Origin of the sequence: Rhizobium sp. CG4, from assembly GCF_023701965.1 — a bacterium.
In the GTDB taxonomy this organism is placed as follows: Bacteria; Pseudomonadota; Alphaproteobacteria; order Rhizobiales; family Rhizobiaceae; genus Agrobacterium.
The window spans coordinates 246,379-268,681 of the sequence record NZ_JABAEG010000003.1 but is presented as its reverse complement, the minus strand read 5'-3'; the positions used below and the strand labels follow the sequence as shown (position 1 = coordinate 268,681).

The following is a 22,303-nucleotide window of genomic DNA, read 5'->3' as shown; positions in this document are numbered from 1 at the left end:
TAATCTTTATGGTTAATTCCTTGCTCGAAGGTTAAGAAACAATAACCGCCGCGTCAAACGGTAAAATTTGTTTCGACTTTGACCTATCGGCCTCATAACCACATTCAAAATTGCGATTTTTTCTCAAAAGACAGCGCATTTCTTGTCCCTATGTGCTGGACAAGGCGTCCGCCCTTACCCTAAAACAAAATCAACGGGATATTACGAGCGGCGCGGATCGAACGAATAAAGGAGATGTAACCTTGCCATGGATGGGGAAAAGCGAAACAGCCCTGCGCCATCCTTACGGGTTCATCGTTCTTGCAACCACCTGCCTGTTCGTTCTTATCAGCGCTCACGTCGGGCTTAGCCAAGGCTCCCCGATAAAGCCTTACCGTCTTGAGCGGCTGCAGCCACAAGAACTAGCGCGTAAGGCCTTTACCGACGACGGAACGTCGACCTGCGCAGCACTCAACCGGTTTGATACACCGTGTGATTTGCGAAAAAGCAATTCCGGCATAGAGGGTTTACAAACGGCTGTCATAGACAGCCTTGTCAAAGCCGGTACAAAAACCCTGACGGGTCGTTACGCGCAGGGCATTCCTGAATCACCTTATTCAGTTGTCAGGGTTCCGCGCGGTCCCCCTTCCGGAGCTTCATAACCGTAAGGCATACTTTTCTACTGGTTCGCATTCAGCGAGGTTGCGGTTTGAAGAGAGCCCTCGGTTCAGAGACACCATTTGCCCCTGAAACCCGCTTGATGAATGACCGCCGCCTATGAATCCTGAATACCTTCTGCCACTGCTGATTTCCTTGCCCTTCATCGGCAGCATCGTCACCGGGATGATGCTGCGAACGAGTGCGGCAGCAGGTCCAGCATCGGTGGCAGGCGCAGTCGCCCTTTGTGGACTGCTGATCAGCCTGTTCCTGTACCCGACCGTCGCCGGTGGTGCCGTTCTGCGTTACGACGCCGAATGGCTGCCGCAACTTGGCCTGAACTTTACGCTGCGACTTGATGGCTTTGCGTGGATGTTCTGCGTGCTTATCACCGGCATTGGCCTGTTGGTCGTGCTCTATGCACGGTATTATATGTCGACCGAAGATCCGATCCCGCGTTTCTTCGCCTTCCTGCTGCTGTTCATGGGCGCAATGCTCGGTGTCGTCGTTTCAGGCAACGTCATCCTGCTGTCGATCTTCTGGGAACTGACCAGCATCTTCTCCTTCCTGCTAATCGGTTACTGGCACCACAATGCGGCCGCTCGCGATGGTGCGCGCATGGCGCTGACTGTCACGGGCATCGGTGGTTTCTCCCTGCTGGCCGGTCTGCTGGTTCTTGGCCATATTGTCGGAAGTTACGATCTCGACGTTATTCTGAAATCCGCCTCCGTTGTGCAGTCGCATTCGCTTTATGTGCCGGCACTGGTGCTGATCCTGATTGGTGCGCTGACCAAGAGCGCGCAGTTCCCGTTCCACTTCTGGCTGCCGAACGCCATGGCTGCGCCGACACCTGTGTCGGCCTACCTGCACTCGGCAACCATGGTGAAGGCCGGCGTGTTCCTTCTCGTGCGATTGTGGCCGGTTCTGTCCGGCACACCGGAATGGTTCTGGCTGGTTGGTTTTGCGGGTATCTCCACCCTGCTGCTGGGCGCCTATTTCGCGATGTTCCAGCAGGACCTCAAAGGTCTGCTCGCCTATTCGACAATCAGCCATCTAGGCCTGATCACAACCCTGCTCAGTCTTGGAAGTCCGCTTGCCGCCGTAGCTGCGATCTTCCACATGATGAACCACGCGACCTTCAAGGCGTCGCTGTTCATGGCCGCAGGTATCATCGACCATGAAACCGGCACTCGCGACATGCGCAAGCTGAGCGGCCTCTATACCTATCTGCCGGCGACGGCCACTCTCGCTATGGCGGCAAGTGCCGCCATGGCTGGTGTTCCGCTGCTGAATGGCTTTATTTCCAAGGAAATGTTCTTTGCCGAGGCGGTGGAAACCCACGCGGATTCCATTCTCGACAAGGCCCTGCCCTACGTCGCGACAATTGCTGGCGCCTTCAGCGTCACCTATTCTTTGCGCTTCATTCACACGGTGTTCTTTGGACCTGCGCCAACCGGCCTGCCAAACCCGAAGCCACATGAGCCACCGCGCTGGATGCGTTTCCCGATCGAGTTTCTGGTGTTTGCCTGCCTTGTGGTTGGGATCGTTCCTGGTCTTTCTATCGGCCCTTACCTGCATTCTGCAGTTCTGTCGGTGCTTGGTCCGGAAACCCCTTATTACAGCCTTTCGATCTGGCACGGTTTCAATCTGCCGCTCATTATGAGCTTGATTGCACTGGCCAGTGGTGTGCTGCTTTACGTGCTGCTGAACGGTTATCTTGCCAAATGTGATGATGGTCCGCCGGTCTTCCGCCACCTCCGCGGCCAGCGTATTTTCGAGCGTATTATCGTTACCGTTTCCTGGAAATGGGCACGCTGGCTGGAAAGCACTCTCGGCACACGCCGCCTTCAGCCGCAATTGCGCCTGCTGGTGCTGTTCGCACTGGTGGCTGGTATCTCGCCGCTGATAATGTCTGATTTCGCACTGACCTTGCCACGCGTCACCTCTTTTGATCCGGTATTTGTCATCTTGTGGCTGATCGGGATGGTCGCCGCACTTGGTGCTGCCTGGCAGGCGAAATATCACCGTCTCGCTGCGCTCATCATGCTTGGTGTGACCGGCTTGGTGACATGCCTTACCTTCGTATGGCTGTCGGCGCCGGATCTGGCGATCACCCAGCTTCTGGTTGAAATTGTCACCACGGTCCTCATCTTGCTTGGTATGCGCTGGCTGCCAAAGCGCGAGGAAAAGGTGGACAACAGCACAGAATTGCCGGCCCAGCTTCGCCGCGCCCGCGACTTTCTGGTGGCCGTTTCATGCGGAATTGCGATGTCGGTTGTTGCCTACGCCGTGATGACGCTGCCGGTGCCGAACACCATCGCCAACTACTTCCTCGAGCGTGCCTATTCGGAAGGTGGTGGCCGTAACGTCGTCAACGTTATCCTCGTCGACTTCCGCGGCTTTGATACGATGGGTGAAATTGCGGTTCTTGCCATTGTGGCGCTAACCGTGTTTGCGCTGCTGCGTCGTTTCCGTCCAGCCAGCGAGAGTATCGGTAAAACCGAACAGCAGAAGATACAAAACGCCTTCGATGCCGCCCGGCCGGAACGTTCGGCTGGCGATACCGCGAGGGACTACTTGCTTGTTCCATCAGTTATCATGCAGTGGATGTTCCCGGTAATCATTACCTTCGCTGTCTACCTGTTCATGCGCGGGCATGATCTTCCAGGTGGCGGTTTCTCGGCAGGCATCACCATGGCGATTGCCTTCCTGCTGCAATATCTGGCCGGTGGTACACGCTGGGCAGAAGACCGCATCCGTATTCTGCCACTGCGTTGGATGGGTTTTGGTCTGATCGTTGCTGCCATGACCGGCATGGGATCATGGTATCTCGGATATCCGTTCCTGACATCTTACTCGCAATATCTGGAGCTGCCTTATATCGGCAAGATCCCGCTTGCCACCGCATTGATGTTCGATCTGGGCGTGTTCTCTCTCGTCGTTGGCGCTACGGTTCTGATGCTCATCGCGATTGCCCACCAGTCGCTGCGTAACTACCGCGTCAAATCTGCGGACACGAAAGCGGAGGGCGCGTAAATGGAACTCATTCTCTCAATCGGCATCGGCGTCATCACAGGCTCTGGCATCTGGCTCATCCTGCGTCCGCGTACCTATCAGGTCATTATTGGCCTGTCGTTGTTGTCCTATGCGGTGAACCTGTTCATCTTCGGTGTCGGAGGCATCAAAAGCAATGCGCCGCCGGTACTGGTGGATGGGGTTGATATCTCAACCCTGACCGATCCCGTACCACAGGCACTGGTTCTGACAGCTATCGTCATCGGTTTTGCAACCACGGCGCTTTTCCTCGTCGTTCTGCTTGCCGCAAGAGGCCTGACCGGCACAGACCACGTTGACGGAAGGGAGCAGTCGAAATGAACTCCTTCCCTTCGCATATCGTCATCGCACCTATTATGCTGCCGCTTTTAACCGGTGCTCTGCTGCTGTTCTTTGATGAGCGTCAGCGTTTTGCCAAAGCGATGATCAGTCTGGTGTCCTGCTGTGTCTTGCTTTTGATCACCATCACATTGTTCCAGCAGGTCAATTCGACCGTCAACACGGAAGTGGCGGCTGTCGTTTCAACCGGCGTTTACCTGCTCGGTAACTGGCCGGCACCTTTCGGCATTGTGCTGGTGGCTGACAGACTTTCCGCGATGATGTTACTCTTGACATCGCTTCTGGCCATTCCGGCACTGATTTATTCGCTGGCGAAGTGGCACAAGTCAGGTGCACATTTTCACTCACTATTCCACCTGATGCTGATGGGCATTAATGGTGCTTTCCTGACAGGTGACCTGTTCAATCTCTTCGTGTTCTTCGAGGTGATGCTGGCAGCGTCCTATGGCCTATTGCTGCACGGCTCCGGCCAGCTTCGCGTCAAGGCCGGTCTACATTACATCGCCATCAACCTTGTCAGCGCGCTTTGCTTCCTGATCGGCGTCAGCATGATCTACGGCGTGACCGGCACGCTGAACATGGGCGATCTGGCTCAGCGTATTCCTACCCTACAGCCCGACCAGCGCATGTTGCTTGAAACGGGTGCCGCCGTTCTTGGCGTGGCGTTTCTGGTCAAGGCCGGTATGTGGCCTCTGAACTTCTGGCTGCCCTCAACCTACAGCGCGGCATCGGCACCGGTCGGCGGTATCTTTGCCATCATGAGCAAAGTCGGCATCTACGTGATCGCCCGCCTGTCCTTCCTGCTGTTTGGCTCAACAGCCGGAGAATCAGCAGGTTTCGGTCATGATGCGCTGTTGTATGGCGGTATAGCCACAATTGTGTTTGGCGCCATTGGTGTGCTTGCCTCGCAAGCACTTGGCAGGCTTGCCGGTTTTTCGGTTCTTGTCTCGTCCGGCACGCTGCTGGCAGCCATGGGCACGGGCAATGCGACGGTCGCCGCAGGAGCCTTGTTCTATCTGGTCAGCTCGACGCTAACGATCAGCGCATTCTTCATGCTGATTGAATTGGTGGAACGCGGACAGGATGCCGGCGCGAACGTTCTTGCCGTGACCATGGAAGCCTATGGTGACGCGGAGGATGAAGAGGAAGACGCCGAAATGGGGGTGACTATGCCTGGAACCATGGCGGTTCTCGGCACGTGCTTTGCCGCCTGCGGTATTCTTCTGGCGGGTCTGCCGCCGCTCTCGGGATTCATCGCCAAGTTCTCGATCCTTTCCGCCATTCTCAACCCTTCGGGGCTTGGCGCGAATGACAGCATCCCGGCACTGTCGTGGTGGATCGTGTTTCTGATCGTGTTTTCCGGTTTTGCGGCCCTGATCTCGATGACCCGTGCAGGCATCAGAACCTTCTGGGCCTCGATTGAAGGCACCGTTCCACGCGTGCTGGTGATCGAAATTGCACCTGTGATGGCATTGCTCGGCCTGACACTGCTGATGACCATCCAGGCCGGTCCTGTTATGCGCTACATGGAAGAAACGGCCCGCATTCTCGACCTGCCGGAATCCTACATTCAGGGTGTTATTTCCGCACCACGGGCGACCAGCCCAGCCGAGGAGGCACGCCCATGATTGCGCGTATCTTTCCTTATCCGCTGCTGACGGTTTCGCTTGTGATCTTCTGGCTGGTGCTGAACACGTTTTCGCTTGGCCACCTTATTCTGGGAAGCATCGTTGCCATGATCGCCTCCATGGCGATGGCGGCGTTGCGACCGGTCAAACCGACGTTTCGTCGCTGGTATCTACTGCCCAAGCTCATCCTGATCGTGCTTTTCGATATTGTTCGCTCGAACATATCAGTTGCGCAGATTATCCTGTTCAAGAAGGAAAAAAATCGTCGTTCCGGCTTCTTGAATATTCAACTTGAGCTGAAACATCCGATGGGACTTGCGACGCTCGCAATCATTTTGACCAGCACACCGGGCAGTGCCTGGCTGGAATACAACTCCAGTCAGGGAACGTTGCTCTTGCACGTGCTCGACAATGTCGACGAGACGGCATGGACCGCTCTTATCAAAAACCGTTATGAAAAACTGCTGATGGAGATATTCGAATGAGTTCAATCATTCTGTTCTGGTCAATCAGCCTTGCGCAACTTTTTCTGGCCATCGCAATGGGAATATCGGTTTCGCGTATTGCACGCGGGCCCCGCGCACAGGACCGCGTGCTTGGCCTCGACACGTTATATGTCTGCGCAATGCTACTGCTGCTGACCTTTGCAATTCGCACCGGCAACGTCCTTTATTTCGAAGCTGCACTGGTGATCGCCATCCTTGGTTTTGTGTCGACTGTTGCCCTTTCGAAGTTCCTGATGCGTGGTGAGGTGATCGAATGAGCGAATATGGTGAGTTTCCGCTGTGGGCAGCCATCGCCGTTGCCTTTTTCATCCTGCTGGGCTCCAGCCTTGCGCTGATCGGCACTATCGGCTTTGCCCAACTCAACAGCTTTTATGAGCGGCTGCATGCGCCGACCCTTGGCACAAGCTGGGGAACGGGTGGCATTGTCATGGCATCAATCATCTATTTTTCGGTGTCTGAAGGACGATTTGCCTTTCACGAGATTTTCATCGGCATCTTCATGACGGTGACCACACCTGTCTCGCTGATGTTGCTTGGCCGTGCAGCGCTTTACCGTGACCGCACCGAGCAGAATACCGAAGTGCGCAACAGTCTGGATGACGAACAACCGTAATTTCCAGACTGCGCCAAGATTACCGTTGTTTTACGTGGCCCTGCAGCCCACATATTGAGCATGTTCCGCACATTGGCTGCGGGTTGCGGCAATACCTGCAAGGCGCGAGTGATTGAACAGCAAGGCACAAACCACGACACTTCCGGATGTTTTCAGAGGCTGGTTTAAGGATAAAGGCTGGCAACCACGCCCTCATCAGCTTGAATTGATGGCGCGGGCGCGCGGTGGCGAGAATATGCTGCTGATCGCTCCGACCGGCGCCGGTAAAACGCTTGGCGGTTTTCTCGCCTCTCTGACCGACCTTACGCTGCAACAGAAGTCTCGTAAGCTGCCAGGCGAAGCTTTTCGGGGTGTGCACACTCTCTACATATCGCCGCTCAAGGCGCTGGCCGTCGATATCGAACGCAACCTGATGAAGCCGGTTTCGGAAATGGGGCTTCCCATTACGGTTGAAACTCGCACCGGCGACACCCCGCAGGGCAAACGGCAGCGACAAAAACTGAACCCGCCCGATATCCTGCTGACCACCCCTGAACAGGTCGCGCTTCTGTTGGCCAACCGCGAAGCGGAAAGGTTCTTCAAAGACCTGAAATTTGTCGTGCTGGATGAGTTGCATTCACTCGTTACATCCAAGCGCGGGCATCTGTTGTCGCTTGGTCTAGCGCGGCTACGCAAACACGCGCCGGGCATGCGTACAATCGGTCTGTCAGCGACGGTTGCCGAACCGATGGAGCTGCGGCAATGGCTGGCACCCCAGCATTGCGATACCGGTCCTGCCGGTGTCATAACCGTGTCCGGTGGCGCGAAACCGGATATCGCAATATTACATGCGCAGGAGCGCATTCCCTGGTCCGGCCACTCGGCACAATATGCAATGCCGGAACTCTATGAGATCCTGAAACAGCATCAGACAACGCTGATCTTCGTCAACACACGCTCACAGGCCGAACGGATTTTCCAGGAACTCTGGAGCATCAATGACGACAATCTGCCGATTGCCCTGCATCACGGCTCGCTGGATGCCGGACAACGCCGCAGGGTGGAAGCGGCAATGTCAGAAAACCGGTTGCGTGCCGTTGTCGCCACCTCGACATTGGACCTTGGCATTGACTGGGGTGATGTTGATCTGGTCGTCCATGTCGGTGCTCCGAAAGGAGCAAGCCGTCTGGCGCAGCGCATCGGCCGATCCAATCACCGCATGGACGAGCCGAGCAAGGCAATCCTGGTTCCGGCCAATCGTTTCGAGGTGATGGAGTGTCAGGCGGCACTCGATGCGAATTACATTGGTGCGCAGGACACGCCACCGGTCAGCGCCGGCACGCTGGACGTGCTGGCGCAGCACATTCTGGGCATGGCCTGTGCCGCACCTTTTGATGCCGATATGCTGTTTAAGGAAGTGACCAGTGCCTATCCCTACGCGCCACTGGCACGCGGTACATATGATCGGGTTCTCGACTTTGTCGCGACCGGTGGCTACGCACTACGCACCTACGAGCGATACGCCCGCATTCGCAAGACGAAGGATGGCTTGTGGCGGGTCTCCAATCCGCAGGTCGCGCAGCAATACCGCATGAACCTCGGGACCATCATCGAAGCGGCAGAACTGAATGTGCGGATGGTCAAACGTAATGACCGTGGCACGCTTGGCCGCGGCGGAATGTCACTGGGCAAGGTCGAGGAGTATTTTCTGGAACAGCTCGTTCAGGGCGATACATTCGTGTTCTCCGGCAAGGTGCTACGTTTCGAGGGTATCCGTGAAAATGAATGTCTTGCCTCGCAGGCCTCTTCCATGGACCCGAAAATTCCGTCCTATGCAGGGGGAAAATTCCCGCTATCGACCTATCTTGCCGATCAGGTCCGTTCCATGCTGGCGGACCCTGCCCGCTGGTCGCAACTGCCCGATCAGGTGCGCGACTGGCTGGAAATCCAAAAAGAAAGATCGCTCATTCCGGCGCGCAATGAGCTGCTTGTTGAAACCTTCGAACATCGCAAACGCTTTTACCTCATCTGTTATCCGTTTGAAGGCAGGCTGGCGCACCAGACGCTTGGCATGTTGCTGACCCGTCGACTGGAACGTGCCGGTGCCAAACCACTTGGTTTCGTGGCGACAGATTATTCGCTTGCCATATGGGGCATGGAGGACATGGGCCGGATGCTGGCCAACGATCGTCTCTCCCTCAATGAGCTTCTTGACGAGGATATGCTGGGCGACGATCTAGAAGCGTGGCTCAACGAATCCTTTTTGCTGAAGCGGACATTTCGCAACTGTGCCGTGATTTCAGGGTTGATCGAAAGGCGGCATCCAGGCAAAGAAAAGACCGGACGACAAGTCACTGTATCAACCGATCTGATCTATGACGTGTTACGCAGCCATGAGCCCGACCACATTCTGATGGAGGCAACACGCATTGATGCAGCCTCCGGACTTTTGGATATCGGCAGGCTTGGAGATATGCTGAAGCGAATCAGAAGCAGTATAACCCACCGGGCGCTTGAGCGGGTTTCGCCGCTGGCCGTGCCGGTGATGCTGGAAATAGGACGCGAGCACGTGGCTGGCGAAGCCCATGAAACGGTGCTTGAGGAAGCGGCAGAAGACCTTATTCGCGAAGCCATGAAGGAATAACGCAACAGCATGAACCGTATTGCCAGCTACCGCGATGTGACTGCACAGACACCAAGCCAGTGCGCCGAAATTGGTGTGCATGATGTTGCTGTGCTGTGCGATCCGCTTGGCGGATTGGTTATCCCCCAACATGGCATGCTTGTTGTCTCGGACCTGCATCTGGAAAAAGGCGCTGCCTTTGCGCGTCGTGGTCAGCTGCACCCACCTTACGACACACTAGCGACACTGCGACTGTTGCAAATCCTCATCGACCGTTACGCTCCCAAGACGGTGGTCACCCTTGGCGATAATTTCCACGACCGGAGAGGCTCGGCGCTGCTGCCCCCGCTGTTTCGCCAATCCATCAAAGATATGGCGAAAGGTCGTGACTGGCTGTGGGTCAATGGTAATCATGACCCTGATGGCGCGGTTGGATTGCCTGGGAACTCGGTCGATGAACTACATTGTTCCGGCCTTGTCTTCAGACATGAACCGAAACCAGGCCAAGCAAATGGCGAAATCGCCGGACATCTGCATCCGGCAGCCGTGGTCAGGCGACGTGAAAAGTCGGTACGCCGCGCCTGTTTTGCCACCGATGGCACACGTCTTGTGATGCCGGCCTTTGGCGTAACCACCGGCGGGCTGGACCTCCGGCATGCCGCCATGAACGGCCTGTTTAACAGGACGCATCTCGTGGCCCATTTGCTCGGCCGCGACAGGATTTATTCCGTACGTTTCGACAACCTGATCGGCTGACCCGCCAATTACTGTCGGTAGACCAGAACTGGAATGTTCGAATTGCTCAACACCTTCGACGTGACGCTGCCCAGAACCATGGCACGGACGCCCTTGCGACCATGAGAGGCCATGGCAATCAGGTCACAGCCATTCTGGTTTGCAGCCTCGATAATAGCTTCATGCGCCTTGGTGGCGCGGGCAAACAGCGCGTCACACTCCAGCCCCAGTGTTCTTGCCCTCGCCTGCATATCCTTCAATACGTGCTCGGCCTCATCACAAATATGCGTCTCTTCCTGTTCGGTGATGATGGCAATGTTCTCCGCATCGGCCGCGACGATGTGAAACGGTTCAGCAACCGTGATGACCGTGACTTTGGCTCCGGCATCCTTTGCCAGCGCAAAACCGCTATCGATAGCGATCTGCGCCAAGGGTGATCCGTCGGTTGGAATGAGAATGTGCTTGAACATGGCATTTCCCCTTTCGCAGCAGAGGACCCATCAGGTTGCCGACCTGCCGCAACGCTTGAAAAACAGCGCTACCAGAACGGAACTATGCCAGTGCGCTGATAGGGACATCATGCACCTGCACGGCAATTTGCAGATTGATCCGTATCAAGCAATCAAGCTGATATCACAGGGGGGATATCAGTCCTTGCGGAACAGGATGCTGGCGCTCCAGCCGGTAATGACGGCGATCAGAACACACAACATGCCATACGCAAGTGGTGTTTGATGGGCAGCATCGGTAATGGCCTGTTCGATACCAGTTTTGACGACACGCAGGCGCAGCTCTCGTTGCGCAATGAAGTCACCGCTCTTGAACAGATAGGCACGGGCGGTGTGTACGCCATTCGGTACGTTGGCTGGCAGGCGCAGCGTTGCCCAAAACAGACCGGTACGCTCCAGACGCACGCCGGTTTCATCATTGCGATAAATACCATCGGACAGTTTGAGGCGACGATAGGCCTGACGGAACTCTCCGATATTGTCAGGCTCGCCCGCGTAGCCGGCCGTTACCAGAGGCAGGTGGTTTACACCAAGGCCGATATCGTTGAGCACTTCGGGGCTGGCAATGGAATTGACATCGCGTGTGCTGGCAAGCGCATAGGATTCCGGCAGCGGCTCAAAGCTGATCGAGCTGGTGTTGACCCAGATGCCAAAGACACGTTCTTTCTTGCGCACCGTCGCCAGGTCCAGCGGGCCTGCCAGTGTGACGATGACATCGTATTGGCCAATGGCCAGCAGCAGTTGGTCGGGATTGTTGAGCGCACCGAACATCGTAAAATCGGCACCACGGAAATCCGAGGTGATGGCGATTTCTGTCGTCGAAGCACCAATCTCGATGGTCTCACGCACCGTCTGTGGTTGGCCGTAAGGTGAAGTCGTCAAGGCCGGGATTTGTGGCGGTGTTTGTGCCCATGCGGAACCACCCAGTACCATAGTGGCAAACAGCGCGCGAAGAAGTTTGCGGATCAAAAGCCCACCCCTCCCACAGCAACCGAGAAGAGGTCCTCTGGCCGGACGACCAGCGCGATGGCAAGACGTACACCAACAGCCAGAACAAGAAGGGCAAGAAGGGCGCGCAGCTGTTCGCCGCGCAGCTTCTGACCAACGCGTACGCCATATTGGGCGCCGACTACACCGGCAATCATCAGGATGAAGGCCAGAACAATATCGACGGAATAGTTGGTCGCCGCCTGCACGATCGTCGTATATGCGGTCACGAAAATGATCTGGAACAGCGAGGTTCCGACAACGACGTTGGTCGGGATACGCAGCAGGTAGATCATGGCAGGAACCATGATGAAACCGCCGCCGACACCCATTACCGAGGTCAGGACGCCGATAAAGAACCCAAGGCCAATCAGCGGAATGATGCTGAGATAAATCTTGGATTTCTTGAACCGCATTTTAAACGGCAGGCGGTGTACCCAGTTATGATGCCCCGGTCTTTTCAACGTGACTTGCTCATTACGGGCAGCGCGGCGAAGCGCCACAATGCTTTCCATCAGCATCAAACCGCCGACGGTTCCGAGAAAAATCACGTAAAGCAGCGAAATGATAAGGTCGAGCTGGCCGGCCCGCCGCAGCAGCGAGAACAGCCAGATACCGGCCGTTGCCCCACCAATACCGCCAATAAGCAGGATACTTCCCAGCTTCACGTCCAGCGTACCGCGCCGGAAATGCGATATCGAGCCGGAAATCGACGATGCGACAACCTGATTAGCACCGGTCGCAACCGCAACAACGGGGGGAATATTGTAGAAAATCAGCAGTGGAGTGATCAGGAACCCGCCACCTACACCAAACATGCCGGACAGAAATCCAACAGCGGCGCCCATGCCCAGAATGATGAAAATATTCACCGACAGTTCCGCAATCGGCAGATAAACAGTCACGGTCGGACCTCAAGCAGGGTGGTTCAAGGCTGGAAGGCAAAGCGGTCGTTTGGAGTGTTTGCCTGATCTTAGCATTCCGGCAGTCAAGGAACGCGGCTTTACCGCATATCCTGAACTGTCATGCCTGCCGGGGGCAGGCAAGTCAATTCATCTACCGGAATTGCGTTGATAATTTGGAAACTTTGCTGCCGGAGCGATTACGCGTTGCGCTCCAGCAGGGCCTTAACCAGATTATCGGAAATGCGGCCGTCAGGTTCCTGTCCAATGGACTGCTGGAATGCCTTGATGGCGGCAACCGTCTTTTTGCCCATCTGCCCGTCGGCAGTTCCCGCATCAAAACCGTTCTTGTTCAGAATGGCCTGAATGTTGCGGATTGCCTTGGTCATGTCGACCGTGGAGGTTTTTACACCTTCCATGCCAGCCCACTCATCCGGCATGTTGACGGCATTGGTGTCTTCGTTAAGTGGTGTCGGCTTCCAGGCGGCAACCTTGGCGCGGGCGCTTTCAAGCTGTGCAGGCTGCATTGCCTTTGCAACTTCATCGCGCTTCTGGGCCGCGTCATTGTCTCCGCCATTGGCGGCGATAGCAAACCACTTGTAGGATTCTTCAATGTTCTGACTGACACCGCTGCCACGTGCATAGAGAATGGCAAGGTTGAACTGGCTGTCGTGAACACCAAGTTCAGACGCCTTCTGGAACCAGTTTGCCGCCTGCACGTAATTTGGCTGGCCAATCGCATCAGAGGCCAGAAGCACCGCCAGATTATGCATGGCACCGGCATTGCCCTGCTCTGCAGCCTTGGCGTAGTAGGCGCTGGCTTCATTCAGGTCGCGCGAAACGCCGTTTCCTTTTTCCAGCATGTTGCCAAGGCGGTACTGAGCGGGCGCGAGACCACGGTCTGCAGCAAGTTTGTACCATTTCGCAGCTTCGCCCGCATTTTCAGCAACGCCACGTCCTTCGGTGTAACGTGCGCCAACCTCAAACAATGCAACTGCATTGCCGGAAGCAGCGGCCTCAGACAGAGAAGCCGGCTGAATTTCCGACGGGATGGCAATCTTTTCAGCAACAACGGCATCTACCGGTGCACGCAATGTTTCCTGCGGCGGCTGGGCTGTCGTTTCAGCTTCAGGCAGCGGTGCACCACCGATGGTCCTTTCATCAATGGCATTCGGCTGCTGATTGGCGGTCATTGCCGCGTCCTGTTCAACGGCCTTGTCGTTTTCCAACAGCAGGTCGGACGGAATGGTCACCGGCTCATGTGCAACTTCCGGAGAGGCAGGAGGTGTGATCGCAGAGTTTTCACCCGGGGCCTGTGTTGGGGCCTGGGTTGGAGCCTGCTCGATAACCTGCGATGCAGGTTCACCTTCGATAGCCGACTTGACCAGCGGCAGAGCCATCATCACCAGCAGGATCGCACCGATACCCATCAGGATGGGGCGGCGGTAACGTGCAAATGCGGAAGCTTTGCCTTCCTGACCTGCGGCATCCTTGTTGGCAGCACCAGATGCCTTTTCAGGCATGGTTTCCTGTGCTGCGGCCTGCGCGGCGCGGCGGGCAGCAGCGATGAAGTCTGCCTTGCTAACCTCAGGACCGGCAGGTTTACCCGTGTCACGCTGTGCATTCTGGCTGGCACGGACACGCTCAAGGATCCTCTTGACGTCCGGTACGCCAGAGCCTGGCTCAAGCAGCTCGTTTTCCTGACCGGCAGGCAGAACGTCGATCGGATCCAGCGATGGGGCAGGATTGATCTGGGTGCGCTGCTGTGGCTCGGACGCTGTTGTGCGCGATGCCTCGGACTTGAAACGGCTTGTCAGGCTCGCGAGCAGACCACGCTTTTCCTTGACCGGAGCGGCTGGCTTGTCAGCGATCGCGACATCGGCAGACGGACGCGCTTCTGGAATGATCAGGGCTTCTGCCGCGGTTTCCAGTTGCTGGGCCGCCTCTTCCGACAGCTGGCGCTCAATGGCTGCGCTGTTGAACAGCGGCTTTGCGGGTGCCGCCTCTTCGTCACCGGCATAGGCAAAAAGGCTGCCGGATGCCATTTCGGCAACGGGTTCGCGCGCCGGTCGGTTTTCGACCGGTTCCTGATGCCAGGATTGCTGGGCTGCTGCGAAATTTGTTTCCGAGAAAGAGCGGTTGTCGAAGCTGTCGAGACGACCGGCAATCTGCACGAGGGTTTCATGCAGCGCTTCGAATGTGCGATGGGTACGCTCTTCTGAAGAGCGGCTGAGGTTTTCCAGATTGCGCAGATCGCTAGCCAGGTCGTTCAGCATCGTCATGTCGGTCTGCTGGACATTGCCCGACAAACCCTTGCGGGAATAGGCATCCACCACGGCTTCTGCCGCCTGACGTGCCGCCTCGATGATATACTCATCGTTGGAAGCCATATAATCTTCGATTGCAGCCATGCGGGCATCAAGTTCCGCAGGCATTACAAACGGCTCAGGCTGCACCGGCTGGCTGATCAGCGAGGACAGGTTGGCAATCTGGTCTTCCAGATTTTGCAATGCGTTGTAATCGGTCGGTGATGACGACGAGGTTTCGTCAAGGCGGGCGGCGATATCGACCAGCCGCTCTTCCAACCGCAGGAAAGCACCACCATCAAAGGCGGCGACCGGCTGTTGCTGCTGTTGTGCCTGACGGTAGTCGAGGTCCTCGATACGGCGTGCCAGATCATCGAGACGCGAGGCCAGGGCATCATTGAACGTGCCATGATCCAGCGCTTCGATCTTACGCGAAATGTCGGTCAGAAAACCTGTCAGCTCCGGCTGCGCAATCGGTTTTTGAGCACGTTCCATCATCAGCGAAAGCTGATCGAGCCGCTCATCCAGATGGACGGCATTGCGCTCGGTTGCCAGATCTTCGATCCGAAGGGTCAGTGCTTCCATGCGACCGGCAAGTTCGTCTGCCGGATTGCTGCGAGCGGAGGCATTGCTCAGCTCATCAATCTGCACAGCCAAACCGTTCAGGCGGCCTTCAAGACGCTGAAACAGCGATGTATCCAGAGCCGGCGCGGCATTGCGCGAACTGGTTGCGGCAATCGCACGGCTGATTTCATCAAGGCGCTGGTCAAGATTGGAGAATTGCTCCGTAATTGCGCCACCGGAAGGCTGCATATGCTTGCCAAGCTGCTCCACAGCTTCTGCGATGGTGATCAGCTTTTCTTCCAAAATGCGAACCGCAGGGCTATCGCTCATCGCACCAAGGTGGCCCTTGATGTCATCCAGCCGGTAGGCCAGCGAAACGATCTCTTCTTGCAGTGCAGATGTGTCGAACTTGCTGAGGTTCTCCTCAACGTTCTCCCAGTGATCTTCAATACGGCTGACGGTGTCCTGCCGCGCAAGCTGATCCATCAGGGCGCGCAGATCATCGAACTCCTCGCGCAAGCCATAAGCATTCGGCGAAGAACTGCCACCGAGCTGATCGATGCTGGCAGCCAAGCGGTCGATGTCGGAGCGGATATCACCGGCAAACTGATTGTCTTCAGCGATTGATTTGATGCTGCGGATTTCCGAGCGCAGGCCCTGCACTTCGCGCGCAATGCCTTCTGAAAGATCTTGCTTCAGTTCCTGGCGCAGGCTGACAAGCGCCTGCGCGATATCACGCATGGCGGTATCGTTGGGCTGGGAAACGACTGGCGGCTGAGGCGGCCGTGGCTCGTAAGACTGATAGGCGCGCTGAGGAGCGTCTGCGGGCGGTGTAGCAGTCGAGCGCGCCAAAGGTGGGCGCGGCGCGGGCACAAATGGGGCGCGCTCCGGCTGGCGGGGCGCTGGGCGTTCTTGCCGCTCGAGACGTTCCTGGCGATCTTCCTGCCGTGGCGGTCTCGTCGCTGCATTGAGGGCACGCTGGCGCTGGCGAATCTCGTTGATTGGATCAAAACGCTCCGGCCGAGCTGCAAGCGGCGGCTGAACGTGGCGTTCTACCGGCTCTGGCCTGCGCTGAGGGTGTGGTTCCTGCGGAGGCTGACCCATGAGGCCCTCGATGCGAGCTTCCAGCCCCTCAATGGTCCGGCTCAAGGCATCAAGGGACGATCTGCCATCGCTATACCGATTTGGTCTCGATCCGTTCATGTTCCTGCTCACTTCGCGATGGTTGGCATTGGTCCGCCATAGCGTCGATCTGCATTGTCATCGAGAATGGGCCACCCCAATCCCGACTCGTTGCGATGCACGTTTGAGGTAAACGAGCAGACAACGCGAACAGACACCACGTTTCGAACAATTTACGAAACGTGGTAAAAAAGTGGTTAACCGACGTCGGTATTTTTTAACTTTTCCTTTAATTCCCTTAAAAAATTATGGATTCTCGCTTTTCCAACGCCAATAACCGCTCCTTGCTCCCGATAAATTTACCCACCTGAGCATTTTGACGTTTACGCAAACGTCAAAATTTGCAACTATGCTCTCATACGTGCTTGAACGATGCGGAGGAACATCGGTAATGCCTGTTTACAAGGCCCCTGTTAAAGATACGCTTTTTATTCTCAACGATGTGCTCGGTTTGGAGCGCTACAATAATCTTCCCGGTTTTGAAGACGCCACTCCCGATATGATCGAGGCGATTGCCGGTGAAGCGGCCAAACTGGCGGAAGAACAGCTTTTCCCGCTTAACCTGCCCGGCGACAGCCAAGGCTGCAAACGCGCAGACGATGGATCCGTTTCCGTACCGGACGGTTTCAAACAGGCTTACGATGCCTATTGCGCCGGCGGGTGGATCGGTCTTGCCGTTCCCCAGGAATTTGGCGGGCAAGGCCTGCCTTACACCATGCATGCCGCCATCGGTGAATATATGTCGTCTGCCAACCTGTCGCTGATGATGTATCCCGGTCTGACGCAGGGTGCGATTGCCGCAATCCTCGTGCATGGCACCGACGAGCAGAAGCAGACCTACCTGCCCAAAATGGTGGAAGGCACGTGGTCCGGCACCATGAACTTGACCGAACCCCATTGCGGCACTGACCTCGGTCTGCTGCGCACCAAGGCGGTTCCGCAGGGCGATGGCACTTACAAGATTTCCGGCCAGAAGATTTTCATCTCGGCTGGTGAACACTCCATGACCGACAACATCGTGCATCTGGTGATCGCCCGCATCGAAGGCGCGCCTGAAGGCACCAAGGGTATTTCCCTGTTCATCGTGCCGAAATTCCTGGTGAATGACGACGGAACACAGGGTGCCCGCAACGGTGTGGTCTGCGGAGCCATCGAGCACAAGATGGGCATTCATGGCAACTCGACCTGCGTCATGAACTATGACGATGCGACCGGTTATCTGCTTGGCGCAGAGAACAAGGGCCTCTCGGCCATGTTCGTGATGATGAACGAAGCCCGCCTCGGCGTTGGCCTGCAAGGTCTTTCGGTTGGCGAAATTGCCTATCAGAACGCCGTCGAATATGCCCGCGAACGTATTCAGGGTCGCTCATTGTCTGGGGCCAAGGCCCCGGACAAAAAAGCTGATCCGATTATCGTGCATCCGGATGTGCGCCGCACGCTGATGACGATCAAGGCCTATAACGAGGCTGGCCGTGCGTTCCTTCTATGGACCGCGTTGCAGTCGGATATCGCCCACCGCTCTACGGACGAAAAAGAGCGCCAGGCGGCGGACGACCTGCTTGGACTGGTAACACCAATCCTCAAGGGCGTGCTGACCGACAAGGGCTTTGACCATGCGGTTATGGCACAGCAGGTGTTTGGCGGCCACGGCTACATCGAAGAACATGGCATGAGCCAGTATGTGCGCGATGCGCGCATCACCATGATCTATGAAGGTGCCAATGGCATTCAGGCGCTGGATCTGGTCGGCCGCAAGCTGGGCCTGAATGGCGGACGTGCTGTCATGGCGCTTTTTAAGGAAATCGGCGATTTCTGCGAGGACAACCGCGCGGATGAGGCGCTGGTTACCTACACCAAGGGTCTGAAAAAGGGCTTGAACGATCTGCAGGCGGCAACCATGTGGTTCATGCAGAACGCCATGGCAAAACCTGACAATGCCGGCGCCGGTTCGACCGACTACATGCACCTCTTCGGCCTTGTAGTCCTAGGTTATATGCATGCCCGCATGGCCAAGGCAGCGCAGAGCGCTTTGTCATCCGGCAGTGCATCGGACGTGGACTATCTCAAGACGAAACTCGTGACGGCAAAGTTCTTCATGGAGCGTATTATGCCCGAAACCGTTCTGCGCAAGACCCGCATCGAGACGGGTGCCGACACGATGATGGAACTGGCTGCCGAGGCATTCTGAGGGGCAAACGCCCCTCTTTTGCCCCTCCAAGATTTCGAAGACGCTCCATGCGTCACAGGGAGATAGATAATGACCGAGGTTTATATTTACGATCATGTCCGCACGCCGCGCGGACGCGGCAAGAAGGACGGCAGTTTGCATGAAGTGCCATCCGTTCGTCTTGCTGCCAAGACATTGGAAGCAATCCGCGATCGTAACGGACTGGATACGGCAACCGTTGACGACATCATCATGGGTTGCGTCGATCCTGTCATGGATGCCGGTGCGGTGATCCCGAAGGCCGCCGCTTTCGAGGCGGGTTATTCGACCAAAGCACCGGGCATGCAGATCTCGCGCTTTTGCGCCTCGGGTCTGGACGCCGTCAATTTTGCCGCCGGCAAGGTTGCCGCTGGCTCTGACGATATCGTTATTGCAGGCGGCGTAGAAAGCATGTCGCGCGTTGGCATGGGCATGTCTGGCGGAGCCTGGTACATGGATCCATCAGTCAATTTCCCTGCATTCTTCATGCCGCAGGGTGTTTCCGCTGACCTGATTGCCACGAAATACGGCTTTTCCCGCGATGACGTGGATGCTTATGCCGTGGAAAGCCAGAAGCGTGCTGCCCATGCCTGGGAGAACGGCTACTTCAAGAATTCGGTTGTTCCGGTCAAAGACCAGAATGGCATCACCATTCTTGACCGTGACGAACATATGCGTCCGGGTACCGACATGCAGGCACTTGCCTCGCTCAACGCATCGTTCCAGATGCCGGGCGAAATGGGTGGGTTTGAAGCTGTTGGCATCATGGCGCATCCGGAAGTCGAGCGTATCAACTACGTTCACCACGCAGGTAACTCCTCTGGGATCGTTGACGGCGCGGCCGCTATTCTGGTCGGTTCGAAGGCCGGTGGCGAAAGCATGGGTCTGAAGCCCCGGGCGCGCATCAGACATTTTGCCAATATTGGGTCCGATCCGGCACTGATGCTGACCGGTCCCGTGGACGTGACGGAAAAGCTTCTGAAGAAGACGGGCATGTCGATTGCCGACATCGACCTCTTCGAACTCAACGAAGCCTTTGCTGCCGTGGTTCTGCGCTACATGCAGGCCTTCGACATCAGCCACGATAAGATGAACGTCAATGGCGGTGCGATTGCCATGGGCCATCCACTTGGCGCCACCGGAGCAATGATCCTCGGTACGGTTCTGGACGAACTGGAACGTCGTGATCTCAACACAGCACTGGTCACGCTCTGCATCGGTGCTGGCATGGGTACGGCAACGGTCATTGAGCGCGTTTGATTTCGGGAGGAAACCGATGAGCTATACAAATTTTACCGTCGAAACTGACGCTGACGGCATTGCCCTCGTGACATGGGACATGCCTGAAAAATCCATGAATGTCTTTACTGCGGAGGTTTTGCAGGAACTCGACGCCATCGTCGATGCAACCGTGGCCGATGCTGCCGTCAAAGGCGTGGTCTTCACGTCGGGCAAAAGCACCTTTTCCGGCGGCGCCGACCTTTCGATGATCAAATCGATGTTCTCGTTTTACCATGAGGAAAAACAGAAGAACCCGGATGAAGCCGCACAAAAGCTGTTCGATCTCGTCGGCAAGATGAACTGGCTGTACCGCAAGGTGGAAACCAACGGCAAACCATGGGTATCGGCCATCAACGGCACGTGCATGGGTGGCGCGCTGGAGCTTTCGCTCGCCTGCCATGGCAGGGTTGCCTCTAATGCCAAAAGCGTCAAGCTGGCACTACCTGAGGTCAAGGTTGGCATTTTCCCCGGTGCTGGCGGTACACAGCGCGTTCCACGCCTGACCGATGCCCAATCAGCCCTCCAGATGATGACAACGGGGCAGTCGTTGACCGCCCAGCGCGCCAAGGCGATGAACCTCGTTCATCAGGTCGTCGAGCCGGATCAACTGATTTCTGCCGCCAAACAAATGATCAAGGATGGTCTGAAACCGGTTGCCCCGTGGGACGAAAAGGGTTTCAAGGCTCCCGGTGGCGGCATCTGGACACCGGCGGCAGCCCAGCTATGGCCTGCGGCACCGGCTATTCTGCGTCGTGAAAGTGCTGGCAACTACCCGGCAGCCCTTGCCATTCTCAAATGCGTTTACGAAGGCCTGCAATTGCCGTTTGATACCGCATTGAAGGTTGAGCAGCGTTATTTCACCGAAATCCTTCGCTCGAAGGAAGCCTTCTCGATGATCCGCTCGCTGTTCATCTCGATGCAGGAACTGGGCAAAGGCGCACGCCGCCCGGCCGGCCAGCCGAAGAGTGATCTGAAACATGTCGGCGTAGTTGGCGCCGGTTTCATGGGCGCATCCATTGCTTATGTCACCGCCGTTGCCGGCCTTGATGTCACCCTGATAGACCGGGACGACGAAGCCGCCGCCAAGGGCAAGGCGACCTGCGAAGGTCTGGTCAAGGACAGCGTCGGCAAGGGCCGCATGACGCAGGATGAAGGCGCTGCCATTCTCGCCCGCATCACGCCAAGCGCCGACTACGCGACGCTCAAAACCGCAAACCTTGTTATCGAAGCGGTATTCGAAGATCGCGATGTCAAGAAAGCGGTCATAGAGCAGGTGGAAGCCGTGCTGTCGGAAGGCGCAATTTTTGCCTCCAATACCTCAACCTTGCCAATCAGCGGACTGGCGAAGAACTCCAAACGCCCAACCGATTTTATCGGCATTCACTTCTTCTCACCGGTTGAGAAGATGATGCTGACCGAAGTCATTCTGGGCAAGGAAACCGGTGACAAGGCTCTGGCTGTGGCACTGGATTATGTGGCGAAAATCAAGAAGACTCCGATCGTCGTCAACGACACGCGTGGTTTCTTCGTCAATCGTTGCGTATTGCGTTACATGGCCGAAAGCTATGAGATGCTGATCGAGGGTGTTCCGGCGGCAATGATCGAAAATGCTGCGAAATTTGCGGGCATGCCGGTTGGCCCATTGGCGTTGAACGACGAAGTTGCCATTGATCTTTCCTATAAGATTCTCAAGGCAACGGTTGCCGATCTCGGGGACAAAGCTGTCGATCCACGCCAGATGGCACTGGTGAAAAAGCTGGTGGAAGATGAAGAGCGTTTTGGCCGCAAGAACGCCAAAGGCTTTTATGACTATCCACCGAAGCCTGCAAAGAAGTCTCTGTGGCCGGGCCTTAAAAACCTCTACCCGCAAAAGAAGCCAGACGATGTGGACATGGACGTTCTAAAGTCTCGCTTCCTGGTGACCATTGCACTGGAAGCTGCACGAACGGTGGAAGAAGGCATTGTGACCGATCCACGCGAGGCTGATGTCGGCTCCATTCTCGGCTTTGGTTTTGCGCCGTATACGGGTGGCGCGCTGTCCTACATTGACGGCATGGGTGTGAAGACCTTCGTGGAACTGGCTGAAAAGCTTAGCCAGAACTACGGCCCACGCTTCAAACCAACACTTTTGTTGCTGGACATGGCCGCCAAGGGAGAAACCTTTTATGGCCGGTTTGACCCCTACGCGGCACAAAAGGCTGCCGCATGACTGAAGGGCGCCGTGCAGGCCATGCACGGCGCCTTCCTCTTCCC

At 56.5% G+C, this 22,303-nt stretch carries 16 protein-coding genes; 12 read left to right on the top strand and 4 right to left on the bottom strand.

Annotated elements, in window-relative coordinates; translation table 11 throughout:
• Nucleotides 1-110: 110 nt before the first annotated feature.
• The 9 genes from HGO37_RS11520 (at nt 111) to pdeM (ending at nt 10,134) form a co-directional block, all read left to right on the top strand.
• The gene (locus HGO37_RS11520) at nt 111-641 is read left to right on the top strand and encodes a hypothetical protein (RefSeq protein WP_250983430.1); all 531 of its coding nucleotides are present in this window, start codon (nt 111-113) and stop codon (nt 639-641) included.
• 115 nt (nt 642-756) lie between these two features.
• Nucleotides 757-3,672, top strand: coding sequence for a monovalent cation/H+ antiporter subunit A (locus HGO37_RS11515; protein ID WP_250983429.1), 2,916 nt, complete (start codon nt 757-759; stop codon nt 3,670-3,672).
• The gene (locus HGO37_RS11510) at nt 3,673-4,011 is read left to right on the top strand and encodes a Na+/H+ antiporter subunit C (RefSeq protein WP_192486815.1); all 339 of its coding nucleotides are present in this window, start codon (nt 3,673-3,675) and stop codon (nt 4,009-4,011) included.
• Entirely contained in the window at nt 4,008-5,657 is a 1,650-nt protein-coding gene (locus HGO37_RS11505; RefSeq protein ID WP_192486814.1) for a monovalent cation/H+ antiporter subunit D, read from the top strand. Before HGO37_RS11510 ends, HGO37_RS11505 begins: the two co-directional genes overlap by 4 nt.
• Nucleotides 5,654-6,142 (top strand): Na+/H+ antiporter subunit E, encoded by a 489-nt coding sequence (locus tag HGO37_RS11500; protein WP_250983428.1) that lies wholly within the window; start codon nt 5,654-5,656, stop codon nt 6,140-6,142. Before HGO37_RS11505 ends, HGO37_RS11500 begins: the two co-directional genes overlap by 4 nt.
• Nucleotides 6,139-6,420, top strand: a complete 282-nt coding sequence (locus HGO37_RS11495; protein ID WP_192486812.1) for a K+/H+ antiporter subunit F — start codon at nt 6,139-6,141, stop codon at nt 6,418-6,420. Before HGO37_RS11500 ends, HGO37_RS11495 begins: the two co-directional genes overlap by 4 nt.
• Nucleotides 6,417-6,776, top strand: coding sequence for a monovalent cation/H(+) antiporter subunit G (gene mnhG / locus HGO37_RS11490; RefSeq protein WP_192486811.1), 360 nt, complete (start codon nt 6,417-6,419; stop codon nt 6,774-6,776). The genes HGO37_RS11495 and mnhG overlap by 4 nt, the downstream gene beginning before the upstream one ends.
• 112 nt (nt 6,777-6,888) lie before the next feature.
• Nucleotides 6,889-9,399, top strand: coding sequence for a ligase-associated DNA damage response DEXH box helicase (locus HGO37_RS11485; RefSeq protein WP_285200562.1), 2,511 nt, complete (start codon nt 6,889-6,891; stop codon nt 9,397-9,399).
• A gap of 9 nt (nt 9,400-9,408) precedes the next feature.
• Nucleotides 9,409-10,134, top strand: a complete 726-nt coding sequence (gene pdeM, locus HGO37_RS11480; protein WP_250983427.1) for a ligase-associated DNA damage response endonuclease PdeM — start codon at nt 9,409-9,411, stop codon at nt 10,132-10,134.
• A gap of 8 nt (nt 10,135-10,142) precedes the next feature.
• On the opposite strand, the gene HGO37_RS11475 is transcribed toward pdeM, so the two are convergent.
• The 4 genes from HGO37_RS11475 to HGO37_RS11460 form a co-directional block, all read right to left on the bottom strand.
• Nucleotides 10,143-10,583: a universal stress protein gene (locus HGO37_RS11475; protein ID WP_250983426.1), complete on the bottom strand. Its 441-nt coding sequence runs from the start codon at nt 10,581-10,583 to the stop codon at nt 10,143-10,145.
• 177 nt (nt 10,584-10,760) lie between these two features.
• Nucleotides 10,761-11,555 (bottom strand): TIGR02186 family protein, encoded by a 795-nt coding sequence (locus HGO37_RS11470; protein WP_192487815.1) that lies wholly within the window; start codon nt 11,553-11,555, stop codon nt 10,761-10,763.
• A 32-nt stretch (nt 11,556-11,587) separates the two neighbouring features.
• Entirely contained in the window at nt 11,588-12,514 is a 927-nt protein-coding gene (locus HGO37_RS11465) for a sulfite exporter TauE/SafE family protein (RefSeq protein WP_192486807.1), read from the bottom strand.
• A 197-nt stretch (nt 12,515-12,711) separates the two neighbouring features.
• The gene (locus HGO37_RS11460; protein ID WP_250983425.1) at nt 12,712-16,584 is read right to left on the bottom strand and encodes a peptidoglycan-binding protein; all 3,873 of its coding nucleotides are present in this window, start codon (nt 16,582-16,584) and stop codon (nt 12,712-12,714) included.
• 370 nt (nt 16,585-16,954) lie between these two features.
• Between HGO37_RS11460 and HGO37_RS11455 the strand changes: the two genes are divergently transcribed.
• The 3 genes from HGO37_RS11455 (at nt 16,955) to HGO37_RS11445 (ending at nt 22,259) form a co-directional block, all read left to right on the top strand.
• Nucleotides 16,955-18,751, top strand: coding sequence for an acyl-CoA dehydrogenase C-terminal domain-containing protein (locus tag HGO37_RS11455; protein WP_250983424.1), 1,797 nt, complete (start codon nt 16,955-16,957; stop codon nt 18,749-18,751).
• Nucleotides 18,752-18,820: 69 nt separating this feature from the next.
• Nucleotides 18,821-20,029: an acetyl-CoA C-acetyltransferase gene (locus tag HGO37_RS11450; protein WP_250983423.1), complete on the top strand. Its 1,209-nt coding sequence runs from the start codon at nt 18,821-18,823 to the stop codon at nt 20,027-20,029.
• 16 nt (nt 20,030-20,045) lie between these two features.
• Nucleotides 20,046-22,259 carry an FAD-dependent oxidoreductase gene (locus HGO37_RS11445; protein WP_250983422.1) on the top strand — a complete coding sequence of 738 codons (2,214 nt, stop codon included), beginning with the start codon at nt 20,046-20,048 and terminating at the stop codon, nt 22,257-22,259.
• Nucleotides 22,260-22,303 lie beyond the last annotated feature (44 nt).

Coding starts and splice junctions, on each gene's coding strand:
- HGO37_RS11515 (WP_250983429.1), top strand. CDS start 757: ATGAATCCTGAATACCTTCTGCCACTGCTGATTTCCTTGCCCTTCATC.
- HGO37_RS11510 (WP_192486815.1), top strand. CDS start 3,673: ATGGAACTCATTCTCTCAATCGGCATCGGCGTCATCACAGGCTCTGGC.
- HGO37_RS11505 (WP_192486814.1), top strand. CDS start 4,008: ATGAACTCCTTCCCTTCGCATATCGTCATCGCACCTATTATGCTGCCG.
- HGO37_RS11500 (WP_250983428.1), top strand. CDS start 5,654: ATGATTGCGCGTATCTTTCCTTATCCGCTGCTGACGGTTTCGCTTGTG.
- HGO37_RS11495 (WP_192486812.1), top strand. CDS start 6,139: ATGAGTTCAATCATTCTGTTCTGGTCAATCAGCCTTGCGCAACTTTTT.
- mnhG (WP_192486811.1), top strand. CDS start 6,417: ATGAGCGAATATGGTGAGTTTCCGCTGTGGGCAGCCATCGCCGTTGCC.
- pdeM (WP_250983427.1), top strand. CDS start 9,409: ATGAACCGTATTGCCAGCTACCGCGATGTGACTGCACAGACACCAAGC.
- HGO37_RS11475 (WP_250983426.1), bottom strand. CDS start 10,583: ATGTTCAAGCACATTCTCATTCCAACCGACGGATCACCCTTGGCGCAG.
- HGO37_RS11470 (WP_192487815.1), bottom strand. CDS start 11,555: ATGGTACTGGGTGGTTCCGCATGGGCACAAACACCGCCACAAATCCCG.
- HGO37_RS11460 (WP_250983425.1), bottom strand. CDS start 16,584: ATGAACGGATCGAGACCAAATCGGTATAGCGATGGCAGATCGTCCCTT.
- HGO37_RS11455 (WP_250983424.1), top strand. CDS start 16,955: ATGCCTGTTTACAAGGCCCCTGTTAAAGATACGCTTTTTATTCTCAAC.
- HGO37_RS11450 (WP_250983423.1), top strand. CDS start 18,821: ATGACCGAGGTTTATATTTACGATCATGTCCGCACGCCGCGCGGACGC.
- HGO37_RS11445 (WP_250983422.1), top strand. CDS start 20,046: ATGAGCTATACAAATTTTACCGTCGAAACTGACGCTGACGGCATTGCC.